Annotated in this window: 18 protein-coding genes; 7 read left to right on the forward strand and 11 right to left on the reverse strand. The window is 64.4% G+C overall.

Annotation, left to right across the window (positions count from 1 at the left end):
• Window positions 1–134 precede the first annotated feature (134 nt).
• A complete protein-coding gene (gene erpA / locus JEY66_RS24660) occupies window positions 135–464 on the forward strand; it encodes an iron-sulfur cluster insertion protein ErpA (protein WP_018271521.1) in 330 nt (109 codons plus the stop codon).
• A 68-nt stretch (window positions 465–532) separates the two neighbouring features.
• On the opposite strand, the gene JEY66_RS24665 is transcribed toward erpA, so the two are convergent.
• Together JEY66_RS24665 and JEY66_RS24670 are read right to left on the reverse strand one after the other, a co-directional pair.
• Entirely contained in the window at window positions 533–3661 is a 3129-nt protein-coding gene (locus tag JEY66_RS24665) for an efflux RND transporter permease subunit (protein ID WP_018271520.1), read from the reverse strand.
• Between the two features lie 3 nt (window positions 3662–3664).
• Window positions 3665–4798, reverse strand: a complete 1134-nt coding sequence (locus tag JEY66_RS24670) for an efflux RND transporter periplasmic adaptor subunit (RefSeq protein ID WP_026192731.1) — start codon at window positions 4796–4798, stop codon at window positions 3665–3667.
• Between the two features lie 163 nt (window positions 4799–4961).
• Between JEY66_RS24670 and xth the strand changes: the two genes are divergently transcribed.
• Window positions 4962–5753 (forward strand): exodeoxyribonuclease III, encoded by a 792-nt coding sequence (gene xth / locus JEY66_RS24675; RefSeq protein WP_018271518.1) that lies wholly within the window; start codon window positions 4962–4964, stop codon window positions 5751–5753.
• Between the two features lie 22 nt (window positions 5754–5775).
• Here xth and JEY66_RS24680 read toward each other — a convergent pair whose 3' ends face one another.
• Together JEY66_RS24680 and ilvD are read right to left on the reverse strand one after the other, a co-directional pair.
• Complete coding sequence (locus JEY66_RS24680; protein ID WP_026192730.1) at window positions 5776–6612, reverse strand: tetratricopeptide repeat protein; 837 nt, start codon at window positions 6610–6612, stop codon at window positions 5776–5778.
• Window positions 6599–8323, reverse strand: coding sequence for a dihydroxy-acid dehydratase (gene ilvD, locus JEY66_RS24685; RefSeq protein ID WP_018271516.1), 1725 nt, complete (start codon window positions 8321–8323; stop codon window positions 6599–6601). The genes JEY66_RS24680 and ilvD overlap by 14 nt, the downstream gene beginning before the upstream one ends.
• Window positions 8324–9172: 849 nt before the next feature.
• On the opposite strand from ilvD, the gene JEY66_RS24690 reads away from it, so the two are divergent.
• Both JEY66_RS24690 and JEY66_RS24695 read left to right on the forward strand, forming a co-directional pair.
• Window positions 9173–10282: a tetratricopeptide repeat protein gene (locus tag JEY66_RS24690; protein WP_018271515.1), complete on the forward strand. Its 1110-nt coding sequence runs from the start codon at window positions 9173–9175 to the stop codon at window positions 10280–10282.
• Window positions 10279–11364 (forward strand): tetratricopeptide repeat protein, encoded by a 1086-nt coding sequence (locus tag JEY66_RS24695; protein WP_018271514.1) that lies wholly within the window; start codon window positions 10279–10281, stop codon window positions 11362–11364. The genes JEY66_RS24690 and JEY66_RS24695 overlap by 4 nt, the downstream gene beginning before the upstream one ends.
• Here the strand turns inward: JEY66_RS24695 and JEY66_RS24700 are convergent.
• The gene (locus JEY66_RS24700) at window positions 11348–11560 is read right to left on the reverse strand and encodes a hypothetical protein (RefSeq protein WP_041482651.1); all 213 of its coding nucleotides are present in this window, start codon (window positions 11558–11560) and stop codon (window positions 11348–11350) included. The genes JEY66_RS24695 and JEY66_RS24700 overlap by 17 nt on opposite strands.
• A gap of 152 nt (window positions 11561–11712) precedes the next feature.
• Window positions 11713–13329 (reverse strand): sensor domain-containing diguanylate cyclase, encoded by a 1617-nt coding sequence (locus JEY66_RS24705; RefSeq protein ID WP_018271513.1) that lies wholly within the window; start codon window positions 13327–13329, stop codon window positions 11713–11715.
• A 467-nt stretch (window positions 13330–13796) separates the two neighbouring features.
• On the opposite strand from JEY66_RS24705, the gene JEY66_RS24710 reads away from it, so the two are divergent.
• Window positions 13797–13979: a hypothetical protein gene (locus tag JEY66_RS24710; RefSeq protein WP_016846867.1), complete on the forward strand. Its 183-nt coding sequence runs from the start codon at window positions 13797–13799 to the stop codon at window positions 13977–13979.
• 252 nt (window positions 13980–14231) lie between these two features.
• Here JEY66_RS24710 and JEY66_RS24715 read toward each other — a convergent pair whose 3' ends face one another.
• From JEY66_RS24715 to JEY66_RS24730, 4 genes are all read right to left on the reverse strand, one after another.
• Entirely contained in the window at window positions 14232–15146 is a 915-nt protein-coding gene (locus JEY66_RS24715; RefSeq protein WP_018271512.1) for a hydroxymethylglutaryl-CoA lyase, read from the reverse strand.
• Complete coding sequence (locus JEY66_RS24720; protein ID WP_026192729.1) at window positions 15143–17152, reverse strand: acetyl/propionyl/methylcrotonyl-CoA carboxylase subunit alpha; 2010 nt, start codon at window positions 17150–17152, stop codon at window positions 15143–15145. Before JEY66_RS24720 ends, JEY66_RS24715 begins: the two co-directional genes overlap by 4 nt.
• A 14-nt stretch (window positions 17153–17166) precedes the next feature.
• On the reverse strand, window positions 17167–18771 hold the full coding sequence (locus tag JEY66_RS24725; protein WP_018271510.1) for a carboxyl transferase domain-containing protein: 1605 nt from the start codon (window positions 18769–18771) through the stop codon (window positions 17167–17169).
• 140 nt (window positions 18772–18911) lie between these two features.
• Window positions 18912–20084: an isovaleryl-CoA dehydrogenase gene (locus tag JEY66_RS24730; protein ID WP_018271509.1), complete on the reverse strand. Its 1173-nt coding sequence runs from the start codon at window positions 20082–20084 to the stop codon at window positions 18912–18914.
• A 195-nt stretch (window positions 20085–20279) separates the two neighbouring features.
• Between JEY66_RS24730 and JEY66_RS24735 the strand changes: the two genes are divergently transcribed.
• A complete protein-coding gene (locus JEY66_RS24735) occupies window positions 20280–20933 on the forward strand; it encodes a TetR/AcrR family transcriptional regulator (RefSeq protein WP_018271508.1) in 654 nt (217 codons plus the stop codon).
• 2 nt (window positions 20934–20935) lie between these two features.
• Window positions 20936–21430: an Lrp/AsnC family transcriptional regulator gene (locus JEY66_RS24740; RefSeq protein ID WP_038381079.1), complete on the forward strand. Its 495-nt coding sequence runs from the start codon at window positions 20936–20938 to the stop codon at window positions 21428–21430.
• Window positions 21431–21478: 48 nt separating this feature from the next.
• On the opposite strand, the gene JEY66_RS24745 is transcribed toward JEY66_RS24740, so the two are convergent.
• Window positions 21479–21784 (reverse strand): ETC complex I subunit, encoded by a 306-nt coding sequence (locus JEY66_RS24745; RefSeq protein WP_016846428.1) that lies wholly within the window; start codon window positions 21782–21784, stop codon window positions 21479–21481.
• Window positions 21785–21841 lie beyond the last annotated feature (57 nt).

A 21841-nucleotide genomic window follows, 5' to 3' on the forward strand; every position in this document is an offset into this window, starting at 1 on the left:
TTTTAGTCCTTATCCATTTGATTCTATGGTCCGACGCACTTAACTATGACTGAGGCGGCCGACCAAATGAATTGGGGATGACGCCGGGCCTGATCCCGATCAGATCATGCTCAAATAGGGTTTCGGAGACCGACATGACTGCTGCCATCACCGTCAGCGAACGGGCCGCCCGCCGTATCGGGCAGATCCTCAGCAAGGAAGGCGAAGGCGCCAAGCTGCGCATTTCGGTCGAGGGCGGCGGCTGCTCCGGTTTCCAGTACAAGTTCGACGTCGAGCGCACCCAGGCCGATGACGACCTCGTGATCGAGCGCGACAGCGCGGTGGTGCTGATCGATCCGGCCTCGGTGCCGTTCCTCATGGGCTCGGAAGTCGACTTCGTCGACGACCTGATCGGCGCCTCGTTCCGCGTCGTCAATCCGAACGCCACCGCCTCCTGCGGCTGCGGCACCAGCTTCTCGATCTAACGCCTCGCGATCCCGAGCGGTTTGGTTTCTCCCGGCGAGCCGGTTTCCGGCTCGCGCCGAACGCTCGGCTATTCCGCCGCGACCACCTGCGGCCGCTCGACGTCGCCGCCCGCCTCCCCCTCTGGGTCGAGCTTGCGCCGCAGCCTGCGGTCGATGCGGTCGAGATAGATGTAGATGACGGGCGTGATGAACAGCGTCAGCAATTGCGAGACGCAGAGGCCGCCGACCACGGCGACGCCGAGCGGCTGACGCAGTTCGGCGCCGGCGCCCGCGCCGAGCGCAATCGGCAGCGTGCCGAAGATCGCCGCGAACGTCGTCATCATGATCGGACGGAAGCGCAGCAGTGCCGCCTCGCGGATCGCGTGCTCGGCGCTGAGGCCGACCCGGCGTCGCTCCAGCGCGAAGTCGACCATCATGATCGCGTTCTTCTTGACGATGCCGACCAGCATCACGATGCCGATCATCGCGATGACCGACAGCTCCATGCCTAACATCATCAGCGTGAGGATCGCCCCGATACCGGCCGAAGGCAGGCCGGAAATGATCGTGATCGGGTGGATGAAGCTCTCGTAGAGAATGCCGAGGATCACGAAGGCCGCGAACACCGCGGCGAGGATCAGCACGCCCTGCCCGCGCAGCGAATCCTGGAACACCTGCGCGGTGCCGGAGAAGCCGGTCACAATCGTCGGCGGCAGGTTCGCGGTCTGCTCGAGTTCGGTGATCTTGTCGACCGCGTAGCCGAGTGAGGTGCCCGGCGCGAGGTTGAAGGAGATCGTTACCGCCGGCTGCTGGCCCTGGTGGTTGATCTGCAACGGCCCGACCGTCGGCACCAGCCTCGCCACCGCATCCAGCGGAATGGTCTGGTTGTTCGCGGTCTTCATGTAGAGCTTCGAGAGGTCGGACGGATCGACGCGGAACTGCGGCTGCACCTCGAGGATGATCTGGTAGTCGTTCGACGGCATGTAGATGGTGCCGACCTGCCGCGCGCCGTAGGCGTTGTAGAGCTGGTTGCGGACCTGATCGACGGTGACGCCGTAGACCGCCGCCTTCTCGCGATCGATGTCGACCGTCATCTGCGGGTTCTTGATGTAGAGGTCTGTCGTGACATCGAGCAGGCCCGGGATCTTCTCGATCTTGTCGCGCATCTCGGGCGCCACCCGGTACAGCGCCTCGGTGTCGCCGCTCTGCATCACATACTGATACTGACTCTTGGAGATACGGCCGCCGATGCTGAGGTTCTGGACGCTCTGGAAGAACGCCTGCATGCCCGGGATCTCGCGCGCCTTCTGGCGCAGCCGCCCGATCACGACGGTGGCGTTGTCACGGGTCTTCTGCGGCTTCAGCGCGATGAACAGCCGGCCGTAATTGGTGGTTGGATTGGGACCGCCGGAGCCGACCGTCGAATTGATATAGTCGACCGCCGGATCGGTCCGCATCACCTCGACCAGCGCCTGCTGGCGCACCTTCATCGCCTCGAACGAGGTGTCGGTCGCCGCTTCCGTCACGCCGATCAGAAAGCCGGTGTCCTCCTGCGGGAAGAAGCCTTTCGGCACGATCATGTAGAGATAGATGGTGCCGCCGAGCGTCGCCAGCGTCACCGCCAGCATCAGGGCCTTCTTGGCCAGCACCCAGTCGAGCGCCCATTCATAGGCGCGCAGCCAGGCCTCGAACATCGCCTCGAACGCCCGCAGCACGACGTTCGGCCGCTTGCTCGCGTCATGCGCGCGCAGCACGCGGGCGCACAGCATCGGCGTCAGGGTCAGCGACACGAAGCCGGAGACGATGATGGCGACCGAAATCGTGACCGCAAATTCGCGGAACACGCGGCCGACGATGCCGCCCATCAGCAGCACCGGGATGAACACGGCGATCAGCGAGAAGGTGATCGAGATAATGGTGAAGCCGATCTCGCGGGCGCCCTTCAGTGCCGCCTCGAACGGCTTCATGCCGTGCTCGATATGGCGGACGATGTTCTCCAGCATGACGATGGCGTCGTCGACCACGAAGCCGACCGAGAGCGTCAGCGCCAGCAGCGTCATGTTGTTGATGGAGTAGTCCAGCGCGTACATCGCCGCGCAGGTGCCGAACAGCGAGATCGGCACCGCGAGCGCCGGAATGAAGGTGGCAGAGGCCGAGCGCAGGAACAGGAAGATCACGAGGATGACGAGGCCGATCGCGATCAGCAGGGTCTCCTCGACGTCGCTGACCGCCTGCCGGATCGAGACCGAACGGTCCATCATGACCTGCATGGTCACCGAGGGCGGAATGGCGGCGCGCAGCGACGGCAGCTTGGCCAGCACCGCGTCGACCACCGCCACGGTGTTGGCGTCGGGCTGCTTCTGGATCGCGAGCACGATCGCCCGCTCGTCGTTCATCCAGGTCGCGATCTTGTCGTTCTCGACGCTGTCATAGACCTTGGCGATCTCGTCGAGCCGGACCGGCGAGCCGTTGCGCCAGGCGACATAGATCTGGCGGTAGTCGGCCGCCTTGTCCATCTGGCCGGAGGCCTGCAGCGCGACGTCCTGCTTGGGGCCGTTCAAGGTACCGACCGGGGTCGAGGAATTGGCGCGCGACACCGCGGCGCGGATATCCTCCATCGAGACGCCGCGCGCGGCGGCGGCCTCCGGGTCGGCCTGGACGCGGATGGCGAATTTCTGCGCGCCGTAGATCAGCACCTGGGCGACGCCCGGCAGCTGCGATAGCGCCTGCCCGATCGTGATGTCGCCGTATTCGTTGACGCTCGACAGCGGCAGCGTCGCCGATCCCAGCGAGACAAACAGCACCGGGAAGTCCGCCGGGTTCACCTTCCGGAAGCTCGGCGGGATCGTCATCTCGATCGGCAGCCGGCGCTGCGCGATCGTCAACGCGGTCTGCACGTCGAGCGCGGCAGCATCGATGTTGCGGTTGAGGTCGAACTGGATGGTGATGACGCTCGTGCCCTGCGAGGAGTTCGAGGACATCGAGGAGATGCCGGCAATGGTCGAGAGCTGACGCTCGATGATGCCGGCGACCGAGGCTGCCATGGTGTCGGCGCTGGCGCCGGGCAAGGTCGCGGTCACCGCGATGGTCGGGAAGTCCACCTTGGGCAGCGCCGAGACCGGCAGCAGGCGGAAGCCGAACACCCCGAATGCGATGATCGACGCCGTGATCAGCGTCGTCATGACCGGGCGGCGGATGCAGAGCTCGGAGAGCGTCATCGGTCAGGCTCCGGCCTTGCGTGCCCGCAGTTCGACCCGCGATCCCTCGGACAGCAGCAGCTGGCCGTCGACAACGACGCTTTCATCGCCCGCCAATCCGTCTGAGATCACGGAGCTGCCCTGGAAGGTGCGATCGACCTTGACCGGCCGGACCTTGGCGACGCCGTCCTTGACGACAAAAACGAAATTGCCGTTCTGGCTGCGCTGCACCGCGACCGTCGGCACCACGACCGCGTCTTCGCTGCGGATGATCAGCTTGGTCTGCACGATGGTGCCGGGCCACAGCGTCTCGCTCTCGTTGCTCATGATGCCGCGCACGGTCACCATGCCGGTGGTCGCGTCGACGGCGTTCTCGACCATCGCGACCTTGCCGCGCTCGGAGCGCTGGTGACCGGGAATGGTCGCGATGACCTTGGAATCGCCTTTCCCCATGGCGTCGCGCAGATCGACCAGCGCCCGCTGCGGGATCGCGAAGGTGACATAGACCGGTGCCATCTGGTTGATGACCGCGAGCGGCTGGGTGTCGGCGGGGCGGACGAAGTTGCCGACCTTGACATTGGCAGCGCCGATCCGCCCCGCGAATGGTGCGCGGATGACGGTGTAGCTCTTCTGGACGCGAAGGTTTTCCAGCGCGAACCGGTCAGCCTTGATGGTGCCGATCAGGACGTCGGACTGGGTCTTGGCGTTGTCGAGGTTGACCTGGGTGGTTGCGCCCTTGCCGACCAGTTCGGTGTAGCGGCGGAGGTCGCGCTGCGCGCCCTCGAGCTGGGCCTGGTCGCGCGCCAGGACGCCCTCGGCCTGCTCGATCTGCGCGTCGATCTGCCGCGCGTCGAGCGTGAACAGCAGATCGCCCTCATTGACCCTGGCGCCGTCCTCGAAATGCACCGAGACAATGGTGGTCTCCAGCCGCGACTTCAGCGCCACGCTGGAGATCGGCGTGACCTGTCCAATGGCATCGGCATCGACCGGAACCGATTTGCGTTCCGCCTTGGCGAGATCCACGGACACCACGCGCGGCCGCGCCGTCCCTTGCGCGGTGGCGGCACCGCCACCCATCCATGACGTGCGGGTCATGTAAGCCGCCCCGGCCGCAATGCCGAGAACAGCGACAGTCAGAACCAAATTTCGTTTTTTCATAAGTTTTGCACGTGCGCCACCGGCTTCCCTTGAAGGCCGGTGCGCGTCGTCACTCCCCCCGTCGGCAATTGTTGCGCCTTGTTTCCGGAGAGGGTTAGCACAGGCGGACCGCCCATGGTATGCCACCTAAGTGAAATAGTGCGGCTTCAATCCGGTCATTTGCATGCGCATCGCTACGTGGAACGTCAACTCGGTCCGGCAACGGATCGAACTTCTGGTCAACTGGCTGAAGGAGTGTTCCCCCGACATCGTCTGTCTGCAGGAGATCAAATGCGTCGACGACGCGTTTCCTCGCCTGGAGGTCGAGGCGCTCGGGTACAATGTCGTCACCCACGGCCAGAAGACCTTCAACGGCGTCGCGCTGCTCTCCAAGCTGCCGTTCGACGAAACCAAATCGGGCCTCGCCGGCGACGACGAGGACGCCCATGCCCGCTTCCTCGAAGGCGTCGTCACGCTGAAGCAGGGCGTGATCCGGGTCGCGTGCCTTTATCTGCCCAATGGCAACCCCGCCAATACCGACAAATATCCGTACAAGCTCAAGTGGATGTCCCGGCTTCTTGGGTATGCGAAGGAGCGGCTGAAGGCCGAGGAGCCGCTAATCCTGGCCGGAGACTTCAACGTCATCCCGGCGGCCCGCGACGTCTACAATCCCGCCGCCTGGGCCGATGACGCGCTGTTCCGCCCCGCCACCCGCGAGGCCTTCCAGTCGCTGCTCGGCCTCGGCCTGACCGACGCGCTCCGCGCCGTCAATGACGAGCCCGGCCAGTACACCTTCTGGGACTACCAGGCCGGCGCCTGGCAGAAGAACTGGGGCCTGCGCATCGACCACCTCTTGATGTCGCCGCAGGCGAGCGACCGGCTGATCGATGTCGGCATCGACAGCTATGTCCGGGCCTGGGAGAAGCCGTCCGACCATGTCCCGGTCTGGGCCGATCTCGATTTCGAGACCGCCTGACCCGCACCGGCCGGCCGGGAGATCAATCCCGGCGGCCCTGCACCCAGTGCTCGAGCATCTGCAGCGCCATCGCGCGATCGTCCTCGGACGCCTTGGCGATCGCCCGGTTGTAGCTTTCCTTGATCCAGGCCTCATCCGGCGTCGCGCTGTCGCGCGCCAGCGTCAGCCACATCAGGCCGCGTGCCCGCTGCGGCGGCAGCCGGTCGCCGTTGAACAGCATCTGGCCAAGCAGCGCCTGCGCCTGATGCTGGCCCTTCTGGGCGGCGAGCCCGAGCCAGCGCGCGCCGTAGCGGAAGTCGTCCCGCGAGGCGTCCGGCGTCTTCAGGTACAGCCGGGCAAGGTCGTACTGGGCGTCGGCATTGCCGAAATAGGACGCGGCATAGGAGAACATCTCCCGCGCCCGCTCGGTGTCCGCCTTCACCTTGGAATTGGGAATGCCGCTCAGATAGTAGCGGCCGAGCGCGACGAAGGCGTTGGCCACGATCGAGGCCTGCGGCGCCGACGGCGAATCCTCGGCATGCGCATTGGCGATCCGGCTGAAATACTCGAAGGCGCGCATGTCGTCCTGGATGACGCCATCGCCCTCGGCGTACATCTTGCCGAGCTTCCACTGCGCGACGGGGTGACCGCCCTCGGCCTGATACTGCAGCGTGCTGAACGACGAGGTCGGCGAGGTCGCCGCAGGCGCCACCGGGGTCGCGGCCCGTTTCAGCGCGCCGGCTGTCCCCGGCTGCGGGGAAACCACAGGAAGAACCGTATCTTGTGGGTTGACCGGAGCGCCGTCGAATCCGAATCCGGGGCCCGCCACCGGAATGGCCCCTAACGCAAACGCCAATATCGTACGCCTAAACGTCCGCATAACACTGTTTCTCGTACGCGCCACCCGGATGGGTGACTGCGCCATCCACCGCCGGCCCCACTTGCTCGGCGTACTTCCACAGCGCACCAGATGTATGGTTCGTCGCGCGCGGGGCCCATTTGGTCTTACGATTTGCGAGTTCGGCGTCGCTCAAATTTACGTTAAGGGTGCCGGCGACCGCATCGATCTCAATGATGTCGCCGTCTTGCAACAACCCGATCGGCCCGCCGACAGCCGCCTCGGGTCCAATATGTCCGATGCAGAAGCCACGGGTGGCGCCGGAGAACCGGCCATCGGTGATCAGGGCAATCTTGCCGCCCATCCCTTGCCCGGTCAGCGCCGCCGTGGTCGCCAGCATCTCCCGCATGCCGGGACCGCCCTTGGGCCCCTCGTAGCGGATCACGATAACCTCGCCTTCCCTGTAGGTGCGCTTCTGCACCGCCTCGAAGGCGTCTTCCTCGCGGTCGAAGCACCGGGCCGGACCGGTAAACCTCAGGTTGGACATTCCCGCGACCTTCACGATCGCACCCTCCGGAGCGAGATTACCCTTCAGCCCGACAACCCCACCCGTCACGGTGATCGGATTGTCGGCGGGCCGCACCACATCCTGGTGCGGATTCCATTTCACGCTTTTGAGGTTTTCGGCGATCGTTCGGCCAGTGACGGTCAGGCAATTCCCGTGCAGGTGGCCATTGTCGAGCAGCGTCTTCATCAGCAGCGGAATGCCACCTACTTCAAACATGTCTTTGGCAACATAACGGCCGCCCGGCTTCAAATCCGCGACGTAAGGAGTCTTTTTGAAGATTTCGGCGACGTCGAACAAATTGAATTTAATGCCGCACTCATGGGCGATCGCCGGCAGGTGCAGCGCAGCATTGGTCGAACCACCTGAGGCTGCAACCACGGCCGCAGCATTTTCAAGGGCTTCGCGGGTGACGATGTCGCGGGGCCGGATGTTTTTCTCGATCAGCTCCATCACCTTCTCGCCCGCGGCAGCGCAGAAGGAGTCGCGGATCTCGTAAGGCGCCGGGGCCCCGGCGGAATACGGGAGCGCAAGGCCAATCGCCTCGGAGACGGTCGCCATGGTGTTGGCGGTGAACTGGGCGCCGCAGGCGCCGGCCGACGGGCAGGCCACCCGCTCGATCTCGTCGAGGTCCTCGTCCGACATGGCTCCGACCGAGTGCTTGCCGACCGCCTCGAACATGTCCTGAACGGTGACCGGCTGGCCGCGGAAGTTGCCGGGCAGGATCGAGCCGCCATAGATGAAGATCGACGGCACGTTGAGGCGGACCATCGCCATCATCATGCCCGGCAGCGACTTGTCGCAGCCGGCGAGCCCGACCAGCGCGTCATAGGAGTGGCCGCGGACCGTGAGCTCGACCGAATCGGCGATGCATTCGCGCGACGGCAGCGACGAGCGCATGCCGTCATGGCCCATCGCGATGCCGTCGGTGACGGTGATGGTGCAGAACTCGCGCGGCGTGCCGCCGGCCGAGGCGACGCCCTTCTTCACCGCCTGCGCCTGGCGCATCAGCGAAATGTTGCACGGAGCCGCTTCATTCCAACATGAAGCAACGCCGACAAAGGGTTGATGAATCTGGGCTGTCGTCAGCCCCATCGCGTAGAGATAGGAACGGTGCGGAGCGCGCTCGGGCCCTTCCGTCACGTGACGGCTGGGCAGCCTGCCCTTGATGTTCGTCTTGGCGTCCATCGCGACCCTGTTCCCGGCGCTCTTTCCTCCATCAACGCCGGAACCCGAAAAAATGTCCCGCCGTCGGAGCGCTGGCTATTCAGCTACGTGAATATCCTTTCATGTCGGGGTGTGGCTAAAAAGCGGCGCGACTACGGACCGGGTGCTTTTAAGGTTAAATGTTCAGGCACCGTTGCAACATCGCAACAATCGTGGCCGCCGCGCAACCATGTATTATCAGTCCTTATGGGGGACCTGACGCCGGCCTGACCACGGTAGCCTATAGATTGCCGCCTGGCGGAGCTCGTTTGAGCAGCTGGATTGAAGGACAGCCGCTGTCGGTCCCGGCGAAGACCAGGATCCAGTGGCGGTCATTATGAGCGGAACTCGCCATTCCAGCGTCGTTCAACAATCACGTTTGGTGGTTATGGGGTCCCGACCTGCACGATTTCGCCGTCCACCTCACGTGCACTCGTCAGTTGCGCAATCAGCGTCCACCGCATCTCACACCGCCGGCGTTCGTGACGATCGCGATCCGCCCCTCGGTCGGGTGAGACGGGTTTATTTATACACTGAACTGCGCTTCGGATAAAGCGAAATATTTTTGTCACGGGGCCTTGCGCCGTCGGGCAACCCAGTGATCTTGCAATCCGGCTAGCGCCGCCCCGATAATGGTACCTCCGACAAAATGCGAACCAGCTAAAATTTGCGAGATTGTATTGACCCGATTTTACTACCAATAGCGGCAATGCTGCTCCGTTCATCCACGGGGCGGATTCAGTGCTTCAGCGTAGCGGCGTCATCGCATCATTCATTCTACTCTGTTGCGTCGGGAATTCCGGAGCATCGCTCGCCGACGGGCAGTGTTCGATGAGCATGTTCGAGACCGATCCCCGCCAAACCGTCAGAAGCTGCACGTTCACCCTAAGCCAGGACCAGCTTGCGCCGGCGGAGCGTGCCGAAGCCTTGAAAGTGCGCGGCCGCGCTCTCCACAGGACCGAACATCTGGACGACGCCATCAGGGATTATGAAGCCGCCCTCAAGATCGCGCCTGACGATCCGGAACTGCACTTGCGCCGCGGCTGGACGGCATTTGACAAGCGGGATTTCGAGACGTTGTTCGCCCACGCCCGCCGCGCGCTGGAACTCAAGCCCGGATATGGCAATGTGTACGGCATGATTGGCGCGGCCCTTTCTCTGGGTGGACCGGAGAAATTCGCGCAGGCAAGAGCGGCATACGACGAGGCGATCCGGTTGCAGCCGGATGATCCGCTGGCACGCTACAATCGCTTCCTTTTGCTCAAGACAAACAACCTCAACGGTGAGGCAATCGAGGAAGCCGAGGCGATCCTTCGGTTGCCGACGCCTGTTATCACCCGACCATCGGAAGTCACCTGCTATGTAAGGCAGACCACTTACCGGATCGCAATGGCGATCGAGCGCGCACTTCTGCTCAGGATCGTCGGGCGCATCAATGAAGCGCAGCAAGCCTACGACCACGCGGTTGAGATCGATCCCGACCCGCTGACATATGCCTGGCGTGCAGAATTCAGGCTTACACAGACCGTGTACGCCCCGGGTGCGCCTCCGCCATCGTTGAGCGCAGCCCAGGACGATCTCGACAAGGCGCTGACTCTCGATCCCGACTACTGGTTCAGCCTAAACCAACAGGCGATGCTCCACTTCGGCCGCCGCGAATATCAAACGGCCGCAGCCGAATTCGCGCGGGCACTGAAGGGATATCCGATCAACGGCACCATGCGGTGGTACTACGCGAAGACGCTGCGAGCGCTCGGAAAGAACGAGGAAGCAGCCTCCGAGGGCATCACCGCATTCCAACTGGATCCGGGCTTCATGGAATGGGAGCTCGGCGAACTTCAAAAGCGCGGATACCTCGCCGCAATCGCGCCCGATACCGACCCGCGGCCAGCCGTGACCGATGCGGTTCGCGCCTGCATGCTTGACGAGGACTGTCGATGACGAGATTTTCGAATGCCATCGCGCGTTGCGCGGTAATCCTGATCGTCGCGTCAGTCACACCAGCGCTCGCGTTCGACACCGGACAATCCGCGGCCGGCGGCATCCACGTGACCACCACCCCCTGCATGCTCGCGAAATACAAGAAGCAGCCCTGCCCGTTGCCGGCGCTCGCCGACGTAACGGACGCAACACAGCAGGCGGCCGCGCGCATCGACCGCGCGAAGTTCTACATTGACACGGGCGAACTGCCCAATGCGCTCGTCGAAGCGGACGAGGCACTGAAGCTCACTCCAAACAACGTAGATATCCGTCACCTCGTGGCGCGTCTCGCGCTGACGACCGGAGATAGCGCTCGCGCCGAACGCGAGATCAAGCTCGCCCTGCAACAGCGTTCCGACGATGCAAACCTGCAAGCGACTGATGCAGCGCGCCTGATCGACACGCGACCGGATCAGGCATTGCCCCTGTTCGACAGGATATTGTCGGCGCATCCCGACCATCGCTTCTCCCGGGAGGCACGCGCGAGGCTTCGCTTGGCGCTTGGCCTGCCCGACGAGGCTGTGGCTGACCTGGATTTCCTCCTTACCGGCGATCAGCGAAACAGCAACCTGCTTGCGCTCCGGGGCAAGGCCAACGTCGCTGCCGGGCATCCGCAACAGGCCGTAGCCGACTTGACCGAAGCCTTGAAGGAGGAGCCGCGGCTCGATCTGGTCGTCACGCGCGCCATGGCCAACGAAATTCTAGGCGACGACGCTGCGGCGCTGCAGGACTACAACACGGTCCTTGGCCCGATCGGAAGCCGGCCGAACTATGCCATTGGCGGCAACGAACTCGCCCGCTACCGCATGCAGCGGGCTCTCGTCTCGGTCCGATTGAAGCGCTTCGGGGATGCGGCCACGGAAGCTGTCGAGGCATTGAACGCGGGCGGCCGTCGCACGCTGCTGAAGGCGCAGGTGTTTCTTCGCCAGAACGGTTTCCCGGACGTCGCGCTGGATGGTCAGCCCTCGGAAGAACTCAAGAAGGCGATGCAGGCTTGCATGGGCCTGAATTCATGCTTCGAGAAGGTCAGCGATTCACTGTGACTGGGAGTACGGAAGTGGCCACCAATGCATCAACATTTGCACGATCGTCATTGCTGCCGATCGTGTCGGTTTTGGCCGGATTGACGGTGGGCGGCTCATGCCTGGCGCAAACTTCCACGGCTGGGCCTGCAAAGGCCTTGACCTGGCGCACGTCGTCGAATGCGCTGATCGAGCGAACGAACGCAACTGCGACCACGCACCCAGGCTCGGAAATCACCTACACACCGTGGTGCACGAGACATTCGTCCCTGTGCGTGAGCCATCCGGGCTCCGCTCACGCAAGCGCATTGCTGCAATAGGCCGCTCGTACGATCGGTGGAGCGCAGCGATCAAAGCCACTCCTGCAATTTACCCGGCGGCCAGCTTCGGTGGCGACGGAGGTGACCAGCACTCCGTGCGATTCCGGCCGTGCTCCTTGGCCTGGTAGAGCGCCGCATCGGCGGCCTTCATCAGGGCGTCTATCCCGGGCATGCTTGTGAGGGCCTCGGCAACGCCGATGCTCACTGTCAGTGGCACCAGTCGATCATCGGCCCTCAATGACAATGCTTCCGCCCTCTTGCGAATGCGCTCGGCGACGGTTCGGGCGCGCGACAATGTGGTCTCCGGCAGCAGGACCGCGAACTCCTCGCCTCCGACACGGCCGACGACGTCGGACTTGCGCTTGCCCCGAATGCATATCCCGGCAACAGCCTTGATGGCCTCGTCACCGGCCGCATGACCGAAGCGATCATTGATGCTCTTGAAGTGATCGATATCGACCATCAGCACGGATACGGAACGATAGTAGCGCTGGAACCGGCTCCACTCCGCATCCAGCGCCGTCAGGAAGTGCCTGCGGTTGAACAATCCGGTGAGCGGATCGGTGGTCGCAAGCACCTCCAGCTGCCGTGCGCTAGCGACAAGATCGGTCACGTCGACGAAGGTCAGCATGCGACCGCCGTTTGCCATCGTCGAGCAATGGATCCTGATATGGCGGCCGTCCGGCGTCTGCACGTCGCGCTTGTGATCGCCTGCCTTGATCTCCGCAATCCGCTTCGCGGGAAAGGCCCTGATTTGCTCCGGTGTCGCGCCCGCCGGAACGGCGCGGCGGTTGCGCGTGAGCAGCGTGATGTAAGCCGGATGCCGCGCGACCTCCTCCTCGCTCACCTCCCAGAAGTCCCGCATTCGCCGATTGAGGAAGATCGTATTGAGATCGCGGTCGAGCAGGACGACGCCGTCCTCCACGTTCTCGAGCGCACCGGTCAGCACCTTCAGCTGGTCCGATGCGCGCACGATGTCGGTCACGGGCGTGTAGCTCACCATCCGGCCGCCGTCGGGCAGCGGCGTGCACTGGCATCGAACCACATCACCATTGCTGCGCCTGAGATCGATCGGGTTTGGGTCCCCGACGCTCACGAGGCGGACGCGCTCGGCAAGGTAGGCATGAAGCTGCTCAGCCGGCAGCTCATAGGCCATGGTCTTGCAGCCGTGCTGCATCAGATCGGCGAAGGTGGGGTTGCGGTCGGCCACCGCGTCCGGAAGCGCCCACATGCTCCGAAACGCACGATTGATGAACAGGGCTTTCAGCTCCGAGTCCAAAAGCAGGATGCCGACCGGGATCTGATCGAGCGCCGCGCGCAGCGCCAGCATGTGCCCGCGCAGAATATCGCCGCTGCGCCGCTCCGGAATCGCGGCCGGTGCAGGAGCAGCAGGCGCGGGCGCCGCAGCGTTGGCCTGCTGCTCTTCAAAAGCCAGGCCGAGCTGGCGATCCGATTGCCACAGCCGTTTGCATGGCTTCACCTGATTGCTGCCGACGAGCAACAGTTGAATGTGATCGGGAATGCCAACGACACTCTCGAGTTCCACGGTGGCGCCCGTCTCCGTGAGCTGGCGGACCGTGCAGTCGAAGGCCGACCGGCCGAAGTTGAAGACGATTTTTCCGGCCAGAAACGTTCGGCCGCGGGAAGCTGACACCTGTCCGGACATGGCGAGAATCCACCTGGAGCAATTGCGAGCCCCTTCACCTCAGCACGTTTGAGTCACCAAGCCATGAACGCTTTCGGGAGGGTTTAATCGGGAGCCGGGCCAATGACGACCGCTGTGTGCGCCGCAAAACCGGTTCCAACCGACATGGAAAACGGACTCGCGGCCAAAGGACGCAAGGCTCAATGCGACTTGATCTCCTGAGAGGACCGCATACGGAATGGTTGCGCCCCACCGTCCGATCCGAATACCTCCCACCTGCGAAAAGCTTCGGTTCGCTCCAACCACCTTATTACCGCTCATGCGTTTCCGCCTTCGCTGTTCGAGCTACGGCGGACAAGTCGCTCCCATCATTCGGTCAAGGTGACTGCCCGGAAGAATTTAGTTCTATCCTATAATTATGCTGCGCTAGACGCAGTCGGAGTAGTAGCGTCGCAACTCCCTCAGTAACGGTCAGGGAAACGCCCGCCATGTCTGCTCTCCAAGCAAAGCTGGAACGATTTGAGATCCTCGCCGACGAATGCGAGCTGATCGCTAGCAGGACGCTGGATGGGAGCAACCGCGAGCTATACCAGCGGCTGGGCGGGCACTATCGCGAGCTGGCGACCGATATGAGGGCCGTGATCGCGACGATCAACGCTCCGGCAGCGTAAGAAAAAGGGCCGCTCGAAACAACAAGCGGCCCAAGTCTAGGGAGGAAACGCCCTCAAGGAGGGCGGCGATAGCGCGAGGCGCTGTCGCACCAAACGCATATGGGTTGAGAGTCCAGCTTCGGGAGCCCAGACTGCGCAAGCCAGGGGCGCGACTATGTGCCTTGAATCTGCGCTTCGCAGCGCATAACTCCGAGCGCGAGCGCCGAAGGTTGAGGCGGCTATAATCCCAAATCGCCCCAAGCACCCCACAATTTACGAGTTGCCGAGCCGCTTCCGTTTCGCGTTGAGCGCGGACGCAACACGGCTCACCGGCGGACGGCCGAGCAAGCCGGCGACTTCGTTCGTCGTGGCCAGCAGCCTGTCCATGTCGATCCCTGTCTTCACGCCCATGCCCTCGAGCATGTAGACGACGTCCTCCGTCGCCACATTGCCCGTGGCGCCGGGGGCGTAGGGGCAGCCGCCGAGGCCGCCGGCGGCGGCATCGATGACGCGGACGCCCTCCTCCATGCCGGCATAGAGATTGGCCAGCGCTTGGCCGTAGGTGTCGTGGAAGTGCATCGCGAGGTTGCCGACCGGCAACTCAGAACCGACCGCACGCAGCATCTGCTTGGCCTTCAGCGGCGTGCCGACGCCGATGGTGTCGCCGAGCGAGATCTCGTAGCAGCCGAGATCCCACAACGTCACCGCGAGGTCGGCGACCGCCTTCGGCTTGATCTCGCCGTCGAACGGACAGCCGAGCACGCAGGAAACGTAGCCGCGCACCCTGACGCCATTCGCCTTGGCGCGCGCCAGCACCGGCTTGAAACGCTCGATCGATTCCGCGACCGAGCAGTTGATGTTGGCGCGCGAGAAGCCTTCGGAGGCCGCCGCGAACACCGAGACCACCTGGGCGCCGGCAGCGCGCGCGGCGTCATAGCCCTTCTCGTTCGGCACCAGCACGTGGAATTCGGCGCCCTTGATGTGGCTGACGCCGCGCAGCACCTGGTCGGAGCTCGCCATCTGCGGAATCGCCTTCGGCGACACGAAGGCGCCGACCTCGACCGTATTGAGCCCGGCCGCCACCAGCGCCTCGACGAAGGCGATGCGCGCCTCGACGCCGACCGGCGTCTTCTCGTTCTGCAGGCCGTCGCGCGGCCCCATCTCGATGATCTTGATCTGATCGCTCATGACGCGGCCGCAGGTTCGACTTCGGCAAGCTCGACGCCCTCGCCGACGATGTCGCCGACCTTGCATCTGAGCTTCTTCAGCACGCCGGCATAGGGCGCGCGCAGGGTCTGCTCCATCTTCATCACCTCCAGGGTGAGGATCGGCGCGCCCTTCTCGAGTGTCGCACCCTCCTCGGCCAGCAGCGCGACCACGGTGCCCGGCAAGGGAGCAACGATCTTGTCCTCGCCGACCTGCTCTTCGCTCTCGCCGCCGAACGGATCGACCCAATGCAGGTCGAAGCGGCCGTTGCGGGTGCGCAAGTAAAGCTCGTGGCCTTCGACGACCGAAGCAATGCGCGACTTGAGGCCGTTGAGCGTCAGATCGAAGCCGTCATCGCCGCCTGACGAGATCGCGAAGGCGAGCTCGCGGCCGCCGACGGAGAGCGTCGACGGTCCATTGCCATAGTGCAGCGTGATGGTCTGGGCGGGCTCATGGCCCTGCCGGAACGAAAACACCCGCTGACGGCGGCCGACCGGCATCCAGCCGAAGGCCTGCCAAGGCGAGTTGGCCTCGCGCCGCGCCGCCTTCTGCTCGTCGTTGACGATCGCGGCCACCGCCGCGCAAAGCTCGAACTCGCCGGCAGCGCCCGTGCCCGACGTCAGGTTCTTCAGCTCGCGCTCGATGAAACCGGTATCGATCGCATTGGCTCGCGTATCCTTGTGCATCACCAGCGCCGACAGGAACGGGATATTGGTGACGATGCCGCGGACATCGGTTTCCTCAAGCCCGCGATTGAGCTTCTCGATCGCGCCCTCGCGCGTCGGCGCCCAGGCGATCACCTTGGCGAGCATCGCGTCATAGTACGGCGAGACGTTATCGCCGCTGCGATAGCCGGCATCGATGCGCAGGCCGTCGCCTTCCTGTGGCGTGCGCCAGGTCTTGATGCGGCCGACCGAGGGCATGAAGTTCTTCTGCGGATTTTCGGCGTAGACGCGTGCCTCGATGGCATGCCCGTTCAGCCTGATCTCGTCCTGCTTCAGCGGCAGCGCCTCGCCGAAGGCGACGCGCAGCTGCCATTCGACGAGATCGACGCCGGTGATCAGCTCGGTGACGGGATGCTCGACCTGCAGGCGGGTGTTCATCTCGATGAAGAACACATCCTTGCCGTCGGAGACGAACTCGATGGTGCCGGCGCCGATATAGTTGACCGCACCGGCGGCCTTGCGGGCGGCCTCGCAAACCGTCTCGCGTTGCGCGGCGTTCAGCGTCGGCGATGGCGCCTCCTCGATTACCTTCTGGTGGCGGCGCTGCAGCGTGCATTCGCGCTCCCACAGCGAGAGCAGATTGCCGTGGCTGTCGCCGATGATCTGCACCTCGATGTGGCGCGGGTTCTGCACGTATTTCTCGATCAGCATGCGGTCGTCGCCGAATGCCGCCTTGGCCTCGCGCTTGGCGCTGGTGATCGCGGCCGTGAGTTCAGCCGCCGAATTGACCACGCGCATGCCGCGTCCGCCGCCGCCGGCGGACGCCTTCACCAGCACGGGGAAGCCGATCCGGTTGGCGGCCTCCGCCAGCGTCGCCTCGTCCTGGGCCTCGCCGTGATAGCCGGGCACCAAGGGCACGCCGGCCTTCTCCATCAGCGCCTTGGAGCCGGACTTCGAGCCCATCGCCGTCATCATCTCGGCGGTCGGGCCGACGAACACCAAACCTGCTTCAAGACAGGCCTGCGCGAACTCGGCATTTTCAGACAGGAAGCCGTAGCCGGGATGCACCGCCTCGACGCCGGTCTCCTTGGCGGCGGCGATGACGCGTTCGATGTTGAGATAGCTGTCGCGCGCCCGTGCCGGCCCGAGCAGCACGGCCTCGTCGGCAAGCGCGACATGCATCGCGTCGCGGTCGGCCTCGGAATAAACAGCGACGGTGCGCAGCCCCATGGCGCGCGCCGAGCGGATGACGCGGCAGGCGATCTCGCCGCGGTTGGCGATCAGAAGCGTGCGGAAACGCCGGGTGAGTTTTGAGCGGTCCATGATCAGATCCTGGGTCACATCCTGAACAGGCCGAATTTCGTGGGCTCGATCGGCGCGTTGGCCGCCGCCGACAGGCCGAGCCCGAGCACGAGGCGGGTATCGGCCGGATCGATCACGCCATCATCCCACAGCCGCGCCGTGGCGTAATAGGGATTGCCCTGCTTCTCGTATTGCGCGCGGATCGGCTCGCGGAATTTGTCTTCCTCTTCCGCCGACCAGCTCTCGCCCTTGGCCTCGATGCCGTCGCGGCGCACCTGGCTGAGCACCATCGAGGCCTGCTCGCCGCCCATCACCGAGATGCGCGCATTCGGCCACAGCCAGAGGAAACGCGGGCTGTAGGCGCGGCCGCACATGCCGTAATTGCCGGCGCCGTAGGAGCCGCCGATGACGACGGTGAATTTCGGCACGCCGGCGGTGGCAACCGCCGTCACCAGCTTGGCGCCGTCGCGCGCGATGCCGCCCGCCTCGTATTTCTTGCCGACCATGAAGCCGGTGATGTTCTGCAGGAACACCAGGGGAATGCCGCGCTGGCAGCACAGCTCGATGAAATGCGCGCCCTTCAGCGAGCTTTCGCTGAACAGGATGCCGTTATTGGCGATGATGCCGACCGGATAGCCAAAGATATGGGCGAAGCCGCAGATCAGCGTAGTGCCGTAGAGCTTCTTGAACTCGTCGAATTCGGAGCCGTCGACGATCCGCGCGATGATGTCGTGCACGTCGAACGGTTTTCTGCCATCGGCGGAGACCACGCCATAGATCTCCTCGGCCGGAAACAGCGGCTCCTGCGGAGGGCGCATGTTGAGCCGAGCCTTCACCGGCTGCTTCAGCGTGCCGACGATGCGGCGCGCGATCCCGATCGCGTGGGCGTCGTTCTGCGCATAGTGATCGGTCACGCCCGACTGCCGGGAGTGGACATCGGCGCCGCCGAGCTCTTCGGCGGTGACGACCTCGCCGGTCGCGGCCTTCACCAGCGGCGGACCACCGAGGAAGATCGTGCCTTGATTCCGCACGATGATGCTCTCGTCGGACATCGCCGGCACATAGGCGCCGCCCGCGGTGCAGGAGCCCATCACGATCGCGATCTGCGGGATGCCCTGCGACGACATCTGAGCCTGGTTGTAGAAGATGCGGCCGAAATGCCGCTCGTCGGGAAATATCTCGTCCTGCAACGGCAGGAAGGCGCCGCCGGAATCCACCATGTACACGCAGGGCAGATTGTTCTGCCGCGCGATGTCCTGGGCGCGCAGATGCTTCTTCACCGTCATCGGGTAATAGGTGCCGCCCTTGATGGTGGCGTCGTTGGCGACGATGATGCACTCGCGCCCCGCGATGCGCCCGACGCCGGTGATGACGCTGGCGGAATGCACGTCACCACCATAGAGCCCGTAGGCGGCGAGCGGCGACAGTTCGAGGAACGCGGTGCCGGGGTCGACCAACAGATCGACGCGATCGCGCGCCAGCATCTTGCCGCGCGAGGTGTGCCGCTTGCGCGATGTCTCGCCGCCGCCGCCGGCCACCTGGTTGAGTTTTCCGCGGAGCTCCGCGACCAGGCCGCGCATCACCTCGGCGTTGCGGGCAAATTCAGAAGATGTGGGATCGATCGTCGAATGAAGCGGCATCGGTGTTGCACGTTTCGTTGGAGTATCGGTGGGGTTCAAGGTCAATCATCATGCCGGGGCGAGCACAACTGCCACCACTGATGCGGTGACAGCCCCTCACCCCGCCCCTCTCCCGCAAGCGCGCGGAGAGGGAGAGGACATCAGGCCGTCTTGGCGAACAGTTCGCGGCCGATCAGCATGCGGCGGATCTCGCTGGTGCCGGCGCCGATCTCGTAGAGCTTTGCGTCGCGCAGCAAGCGGCCGGTGGGATAATCGTTGATGTAGCCGTTGCCGCCGAGCAGCTGGATCGCATCCAGCGCGCATTGGGTGGCCTTCTCGGCGGCATAGAGGATGGCGCCGGCGGCGTCCTCGCGCGTGGTCTCGCCGCGGTCGCAGGCCTTCGCCACCGCGTAAACATAGGCGCGCGAGGCGTTCATCGTGGTGTACATGTCGGCGACCTTGCCCTGCACCAGTTGGAACGAGCCGATCGGCTCGCCGAACTGCTTGCGCTCGTGGACGTAAGGCAGCACGACGTCCATGCAGGCCTGCATGATGCCGATCGGCCCCGCCGCCAGCACCGCGCGCTCATAGTCGAGACCACTCATCAGCACGTTGACGCCGCGGCCGACCTCGGACAGCACGTTCTCCTCCGGCACCTCGCAATCCTCGAACACCAGTTCGCAGGTGTCGGAGCCGCGCATGCCGAGCTTGTCGAGCTTCTGCGCGGTGGAAAATCCCTTCATGCCCTTTTCGATGATGAAGGCGGTGATGCCACGCGGGCCGGCGTTCGGATCGGTCTTGGCGTAGATCACCAGCGTATCGGCGACCGGGCCGTTGGTGATCCACATCTTGTTGCCGTTGAGGACGAAGCGGTCGCCCTTCTTGTCGGCGCGGGTCTTCATCGAGACCACGTCCGAGCCGGCCTGCGGCTCCGACATCGCGAGCGAGCCGACATGCTCGCCCGAGATCAGCTTCGGCAGGTATTTGCGCTTCTGCGCCTCATTGCCGTTGCGGCGGATCTGGTTGACGCAGAGGTTGGAATGCGCGCCGTAGGACAGGCCGACCGCGGCCGACGCCCGCGAGATCTCCTCGACCGCGATGCAGTGCTCGAGATAGCCGAGGCCCGAGCCGCCATACTCCTCCTCGACGGTGATGCCGTGCAGGCCGAGCGCGCCGATCCTCGGCCAGAGGTCGCGCGGAAACTGGTTGCTGCGGTCGATCTCGGCGGCGCGCGGCGCGATCTCGTTGGTTGAGAAATCATGCACCGTCTCGCGGATCGCATCCGCGGTCTCGCCAAGGTCGAAATTGAAGATTGCCGCCTGGTTCGAGGCCATGATCCCCTCCCGTGAGATTCATCTTGCAATTAAACGATCATACGTTTTTTTCTTGGCTTCGCAAGCAACCGTGCTATGGTTTGGGCGCGAAATCCGCAGTTCGTTGAATTCACTGGGATTTCATGCGATATACATACGGTCGTTCGCTTGTTTCCCCGTTATCCTTGGCAAGCCAACACCCTCCGAGGCGCCCCGATGGCACGCACGATCGGCTCACACGGTCCCACCACGCTGGAGGCGATCCGCAAGGCCGGTGTGCGCCTGATCTTCGAGCACGGCTACGAGGCCATGAGCCTGCGCCAGCTTGCCGCCGAGGTCGGCATTCAGGCGGGCTCACTCTACAACCATATCTCAACCAAGCAGGACCTGCTGTTCGATCTGGTGCAGGACCATATCAACGATTTGCTGCGCGAGCTTGATCTTGCGCTGGAGGGCAAGGCCGATCCGGCCGAGAAGCTGCGCGCCTTTGTCGCGTTCCATGTCACCTATCACATGACCCGCAAGCGCGAGGTCTTCATCGCCAATTCCGAGCTGCGCAGCCTCGATGCGAAGAACTACGACGCCGTGGTGGCGCTGCGCGGCGCCTATGAGCAGCGGCTGGCGCAGATCCTGACCGACGGGGTGTCGGACGGCGTGTTCGAGGTGGTCGACATCCAGGTCGCGACCTTCGCGATCCTGGCGTTGCTCACCGGGCTCTGCACCTGGTACCGCCCCGGCGGCCGGCTGACCCGCGACGCCATCATCGCGGCGCATGAGAAGCTGGTGCTGTCGGGCGTCGCGCCGCAAGCCGCGATCGGCCAGGCGAGCCACGGCAGCGACAGCCGGCGCGCCGCCGCGGCGGGCTCGTGACCGTGACCGAGCGCCCACAACTCGATGACATCGATCTGCGGATCCTGTCCGAGTTGCAGCGGGACGGCCGGATCAGGATCAACGAGCTCGCCGAGCGGGTCGGCATCACTGCCCCGCCCTGCCTGCGCCGGGTCCGCGCCCTGCGCGGCCGCGGCGTGATCCAGGCGATCCGCGCCACGCTGGACGAACGGCTGCTCGGCTATGAGGTGACGACTTTCGTGCTGATCCAGCTCGACAGCCAGACGCTGAGCGCGATTGAGGCGTTCGAAGCGGCGGTGGCAGCCGTGCCGCGCTTCCTGCAATGCTGGCGGATCTCGGGCGATGCCGACTTCATGCTCCGATGCGTCGCGCCCAGCGTCGACGACATGCGCCAACAGCTGCTGCAATTCGCCGGCCTGCCCAATGTGCGCAAGATCAGAAGCTTTCCGGTGCTCGGCGTCTCCAAGGACGCGCCGCTGCCGATCCCGGGCGCCCTCGCCGCGCCCGCGGCAAGCTGATCGGGGCGCCAGTCCGGACCAGCGCGTCGAACCTTAGTGGGTCCAATCTTAGTGGGTCCAAGGCTCCCAGCGGCGGAACGCGAAATTGTCGGCATAGGCGATCTGGCGGTGCGCCGAATCCTTCGGCTCGATCACCTGGTAGGCGATGCCCTTGCGCTCGCAATAGGCGACCGCCTCTTCCTTGGTCTCGAACTGCAGCGTCAGCTGCTGCTTCATGTCGGTGGACGAGGTCCAGCCCATCAAGGGCTCAACGGAGCGCGGCTGCTCCGGCTCGTAGTCCAGTTGCCACTCTTTGGTCTTGGCACGTCCCGATTGCATCGCGTTTTTGGCGGGCTTAAAAATGCGTGCGGTCATGGATGGTCGGCCCCGTGGGATGTGCGACATGGAAGCGATTTGAAGGAAACCGCCGGG

The sequence above is a fragment of the Bradyrhizobium elkanii USDA 76 genome (assembly GCF_023278185.1).
GTDB classification, from domain to species: domain Bacteria; phylum Pseudomonadota; class Alphaproteobacteria; order Rhizobiales; family Xanthobacteraceae; genus Bradyrhizobium; species Bradyrhizobium elkanii.